We start from the raw sequence: 4,859 nt of genomic DNA on the forward strand, positions 1-4,859 counted from the left end.
CAGAACCCTGAAAGCAGGTATGAGCACACTGGATGTAGACGCCATTGCAGATAAGTTCATCGTGGAAAATGGTGGAACTCCTTCTTTCAAAAATTACAAAGGTTTCCCAAATGCCTGCTGCATTTCTGTGAATGAAGAAGTAGTGCATGGTATTCCTAATAAGTATGTGCTGAAAGACGGTGATATTCTTACTGTTGACGTTGGGGTTTACATGAATGGATATCATTCTGATAGTGCTTATACTTTTGCTATTGGTAATGTACCTGAAAATGTACTCCGGTTGATGACAGCTACCAAAGCGTCTCTTTACAAAGGCATTGAAAAAGCCATTGTAGGAAATAGAGTAGGTGACATCTCCTATGCGATACAGGAGTATACCGAAAAAGAGCGTGGTTACGGCGTTGTAAGAGAATTGGTGGGACATGGCCTTGGCCGCAATCTCCACGAGGATCCACAGGTGCCTAACTATGGTAAAAGAGGAAGCGGTCCGGTAATGAAAGAAGGTTTGGTGATTGCCATTGAGCCGATGATCAACCTCCGCTCCAAAGATGTTGAATACCTGGAAGATGGTTGGACCGTTGCCACCCGTGATGGTAGCCCTTCTGTTCACTTTGAACATACCGTGGCTGTAGGAAAAGGGAAAGCAGATGTGTTATCTACCTACGTGGACATAGAAAGAGAAGAGAAAAATAACCCTGAATTGAACTCAAATTACTAGTTTGAGCGTTTGGAAATGTCTAATATAAGAGGGGTTTTGGCGATAAATAAGACAGGTTTTAGTATAAAAACTGGCAATAATAATAATAATCACGGTAAATTTTTCTATTTCAAAAGATAAATGCTATCTTTGCAGTCCTAAAAATTTTTATGGCAAAACAGGCACTCATTAAACAGGATGGAATTATATTAGAAGCCTTGTCGAACGCTATGTTCCGTGTAAAATTGGAAAACGGGCATGAGATCCTGGCCACCATTTCTGGAAAAATGAGAATGCACTACATCCGCATTCTGCCAGGAGATAAGGTTGGCGTAGAGATGAGCCCATACGATTTGTCAAGAGGCCGTATAATTTTCAGATACAAATAGGACGGAACAGGGTAGAGGGGATTGAAAATACAATTTAATAAATATCATAACCTTTTATAAAGTATTAATCATGAAGGTAAGAGCTGCAATCAAAAAAAGAAGTGCGGATTGTAAAATAGTTCGTAGAAAAGGTGTTTTGTTGGTAATCAACAAAAAGAATCCTCGTTTTAAACAACGCCAGGGTTAATCGATTCCCCTAACGGAATTTGATTTTTTAATCAGAATCATAAAATCTAAAATAGAAATATGGCACGTATAGCCGGTATAGATCTTCCTAAAAATAAAAGAGGAGAAATTGGCCTCACCTATATCTTTGGTATAGGCCGTTCTACCGCCCAATATATCCTGAACAAGGCGGAAATTGATTTCAATAAAAAAGTGCGGGATTGGAATGACGATGAACAAGCTGCCATCCGTAACGTTATCAACGGTGAGTTTAAGGTAGAGGGTCAACTGCGTTCTGAAGTACAAATGAATATCAAGCGTCTGCTGGATATCGCTTGCTACCGCGGTCTGCGTCACAGGAAAGGCTTACCGGTAAGAGGTCAGCGTACACGTACCAACAGCCGTACCCGTAAAGGTAAACGTAAGACAGTGGCTGGTAAGAAAAAAGCAACTAAGAAATAATAAATAAAATCCCAGGTTGAAATCCCACATTCCGAATCAGAGGGGTTTCAATGACCGTGAGTCGTGTAAATTTGGGATCTGGAATTTCATATTTGGAATTTAAATCATTATGGCAAAAGCAAATAATACAAAAACTGCTGCTAATAAAAAGAGGGTAGTAAAAGTGGATAACTACGGAGACGTTCATATCTCCGCTAGCTTCAACAACATCATTGTTAGCATCACCAACAAGCATGGTCAGGTTATCTCCTGGTCTTCTGCTGGTAAAATGGGCTTCAGAGGTTCTAAAAAGAACACTCCATACGCAGCTCAGCTGGCTGCACAGGATGCTGCCAAAGTTGCTATGGACTCAGGTCTGAAAAGAGCAGATGTTTTTGTGAAAGGACCAGGAGCTGGTCGTGAAAGTGCTATCCGCGCTATCGCCAACTCTGGTATCGAAGTGAATATGATTAAAGACGTTACGCCTTTACCTCACAACGGTTGCCGTCCTCCTAAGAAGAGAAGAGTATAGTAATATATATTTACAATATCCAGATACCAGATTTCATTAGAAGTTTGGTATCTGGACGTTGTAATTTATTATTAGATAAATGGGTGTATGATCAGGTTTTCAGATTTTTTGAAGAGCATACATCATTAACTAAAAAATCTAAAGTATATTTAAAACATGGCAAGGTACACAGGACCAAAGACCAAAATTTCCAGAATTTTTGGTGAACCCATTCTCGGTAATGGTAAGTATTTAAGTAAGAACAGCAACCCTCCGGGTCAACATGGCGCAAACCGTAAACGCAAACAATTAGGCGAATACGCACTGCAGCTGAGAGAAAAACAAAAAGCCAAGTACACTTACGGTTTGCTGGAGCGTCAGTTCCGTAACCTGTTCGACGAAGCTACCCGTAGAAAAGGTGTTGCCGGTGAAGTATTGATCAAATTACTCGAAGCCCGTTTGGATAACACTGTGTTCCGTCTGGGTATCGCACCTTCCCGCCCTGCTGCACGTCAGCTGGTTTCTCACAAACACGTTACTGTTAACGGCGTTGTGGTTAACACTCCTTCTTTCCAACTGAAACCAGGAGATGTTATCAGCCTGAAAAATAAAACTGCAAACAATTCTGCATTAACCAGCGTTATTCGTGGAAAAAATCCAAAATTCAGCTGGTTGGATTGGAGCGAAAAAGAAATGAAAGGTATATTCATTGCTTATCCTGAGAGAGAGAGCGTTCCTGAGAATATCAAGGAGCAACTGATCGTAGAATTGTACTCTAAGTAATAAATAATTAGTCCATGGCCGAAGGTCATGGACTAACCTCATATTTAACAAATAAATCTATCACATCAATGGCAATTTTAAATTTCCAGAAACCTGATAAGATCGTATTGCAGAAGTCTACCGACTTTGAAGCTCAATTCGAATTCCGTCCATTAGAACCAGGTTATGCTGTGACAGTCGGTAATGCGTTACGTCGCGTACTGTTGTCTTCTTTGGAGGGCTATGCCATTGTGGGTATTAAAATTGAAGGAGCAGATCACGAGTTCGCTACACTGAAAGGTGTTACTGAAGACGTTACTGAGATCATTCTGAATCTGAAACAAGTTCGTTTCAAAAGGATCTCTGAGAGTGATGTAACGAACGAAAAGATCACGCTGTCTATCAAAGGTAAAACAGAATTCCGCGCAGACATGATCGAAAAAGCCACCAGTGCTTTCCAGATCATGAACCCTGAGCTGTTAATCTGCACCTTGGATCCTTCTGCCAAGCTGGATATCGAACTGACTATCGGTAAAGGCCGTGGTTATGTTCCAGCTGAGGAAAACAAACCCAAAGATGCAATATTTGGCTACATCGCGATCGACTCTATCTTTACGCCTATCAAAAACGTAAAGTACAGCATAGAAAATACACGTGTGGAGCAGAAAACTGACTATGAGAAACTCGTAATGGAGGTGATCACAGACGGTACTATCCACCCGGAAGAAGCAGTGAAACAAGCTTCCCGCATCCTGATTCAGCACCTGATGATCATTACTGATGAAAACATCAGCTTTGATACTAAAGACACTGAAAAAGAAGATGTAGTGGACGAACAAACACTGCAACTGCGTAAGATACTGAAAACACCACTGGAAGATCTCGATCTGAGCGTACGTGCATTCAACTGTCTGAAAGCAGCTAAAATCAATTCCCTCAGCGAACTGGTACAATACGAACAGGAAGAACTGATGAAGTTCAGAAACTTCGGCCAGAAATCACTCAGCGAAATTGAACAGGTATTAGGCGAAAGAGGTTTGCACTTCGGTATGGATCTGTCTAAACTGAAACTCGAAGAAGAATAGTAAAAAGCATTTAGCCTTTCATCCTTAGCTGCAAAGCAGAGGATCAAAGGCTAAAATTTTTTATATCAATCAGCTAATAGCCAACTGCTATCAGCTATGTCTAAACAATACCTTGCAATTCCTGACACGGTGTAAGGGTTAAAACAAAAATGTCATGCGTCACGGAGTTAAATTAAACAAATTAAGCAGAACTGCTTCCCACCGTAAAGCCCTGATGTCCAATCTGGCTTGCGAACTGATCAGCCACAAACGTATCAACACTACACTGGCAAAAGCGAAAGCCCTCCGCGTGTACGTTGAGCCGCTGCTGACAAGAGGCAAAAGCGATACTACCCACAACCGTAGAATCGTGTTCAGCTACCTGCAGGATAAAGAAGCTATCAAGGAACTGTTCAGCACGATCAGTGAGAAAATAGCAACCCGTCCTGGTGGTTACACCCGTATCATTAAACTGGGTAAACGTCATGGGGATAACGCAGAAGTTGCGATGATTGAACTGGTAGATTTCAACGAAATCTATGGTAAATCAGAAGAAAAAGCTGCTGCTAAGAAAACCCGTCGTGCCGGTGGTGCTAAGAAGAAAGCAGATGAAGCAACTGAAACTAAAGCTGCTGATACTGCAACAGAAGAAAAATCTGCTGAGTAATCTTATTTCAACGATACGAAAAAAGAGGATGTCATTATTCATGACATCCTCTTTCCGTTTTATGCCAATCGTACCATTTCTTTTATAACTGCAGTGACACCTGGCTTTGCCCATTTTTCCAATGCGACAGCTCATTTTCTGCAAAATCCCTTCCCACCGATGC

At 41.3% G+C, this 4,859-nt stretch carries 7 protein-coding genes and 1 pseudogene; all 8 read left to right on the top strand.

Annotated elements, in window-relative coordinates; all coding sequences use genetic code 11:
* Window positions 1-718: type I methionyl aminopeptidase (map, locus tag VIP81_RS28230; protein ID WP_331969469.1), on the top strand; the 718-nt coding region annotated here is incomplete at its 5' end.
* A 149-nt stretch (window positions 719-867) separates the two neighbouring features.
* Complete coding sequence (infA, locus tag VIP81_RS28235; protein ID WP_012789309.1) at window positions 868-1,086, top strand: translation initiation factor IF-1; 219 nt, start codon at window positions 868-870, stop codon at window positions 1,084-1,086.
* 70 nt (window positions 1,087-1,156) lie between these two features.
* Window positions 1,157-1,273, top strand: a complete 117-nt coding sequence (gene rpmJ / locus VIP81_RS28240; RefSeq protein ID WP_073083232.1) for a 50S ribosomal protein L36 — start codon at window positions 1,157-1,159, stop codon at window positions 1,271-1,273.
* A gap of 59 nt (window positions 1,274-1,332) precedes the next feature.
* Window positions 1,333-1,713, top strand: a complete 381-nt coding sequence (rpsM, locus tag VIP81_RS28245) for a 30S ribosomal protein S13 (RefSeq protein ID WP_106527861.1) — start codon at window positions 1,333-1,335, stop codon at window positions 1,711-1,713.
* 109 nt (window positions 1,714-1,822) lie between these two features.
* Window positions 1,823-2,224 carry a 30S ribosomal protein S11 gene (gene rpsK / locus VIP81_RS28250; protein WP_079470752.1) on the top strand — a complete coding sequence of 134 codons (402 nt, stop codon included), beginning with the start codon at window positions 1,823-1,825 and terminating at the stop codon, window positions 2,222-2,224.
* Window positions 2,225-2,380: 156 nt separating this feature from the next.
* Entirely contained in the window at window positions 2,381-2,986 is a 606-nt protein-coding gene (rpsD, locus tag VIP81_RS28255) for a 30S ribosomal protein S4 (RefSeq protein ID WP_106528791.1), read from the top strand.
* Window positions 2,987-3,054: 68 nt separating this feature from the next.
* Window positions 3,055-4,050, top strand: a complete 996-nt coding sequence (locus VIP81_RS28260; protein ID WP_331969494.1) for a DNA-directed RNA polymerase subunit alpha — start codon at window positions 3,055-3,057, stop codon at window positions 4,048-4,050.
* Between the two features lie 154 nt (window positions 4,051-4,204).
* Window positions 4,205-4,555: pseudogene (gene rplQ / locus VIP81_RS28265) on the top strand (50S ribosomal protein L17); the annotation flags it as partial.
* Between the last annotated feature and the right edge of the window lie 304 nt (window positions 4,556-4,859).

This window comes from Chitinophaga sp. (assembly GCF_036566945.1).
GTDB lineage: Bacteria > Bacteroidota > Bacteroidia > Chitinophagales > Chitinophagaceae > Chitinophaga.

Coding starts and splice junctions, on each gene's coding strand:
- infA (WP_012789309.1), top strand. CDS start 868: ATGGCAAAACAGGCACTCATTAAACAGGATGGAATTATATTAGAAGCC.
- rpmJ (WP_073083232.1), top strand. CDS start 1,157: ATGAAGGTAAGAGCTGCAATCAAAAAAAGAAGTGCGGATTGTAAAATA.
- rpsM (WP_106527861.1), top strand. CDS start 1,333: ATGGCACGTATAGCCGGTATAGATCTTCCTAAAAATAAAAGAGGAGAA.
- rpsK (WP_079470752.1), top strand. CDS start 1,823: ATGGCAAAAGCAAATAATACAAAAACTGCTGCTAATAAAAAGAGGGTA.
- rpsD (WP_106528791.1), top strand. CDS start 2,381: ATGGCAAGGTACACAGGACCAAAGACCAAAATTTCCAGAATTTTTGGT.
- VIP81_RS28260 (WP_331969494.1), top strand. CDS start 3,055: ATGGCAATTTTAAATTTCCAGAAACCTGATAAGATCGTATTGCAGAAG.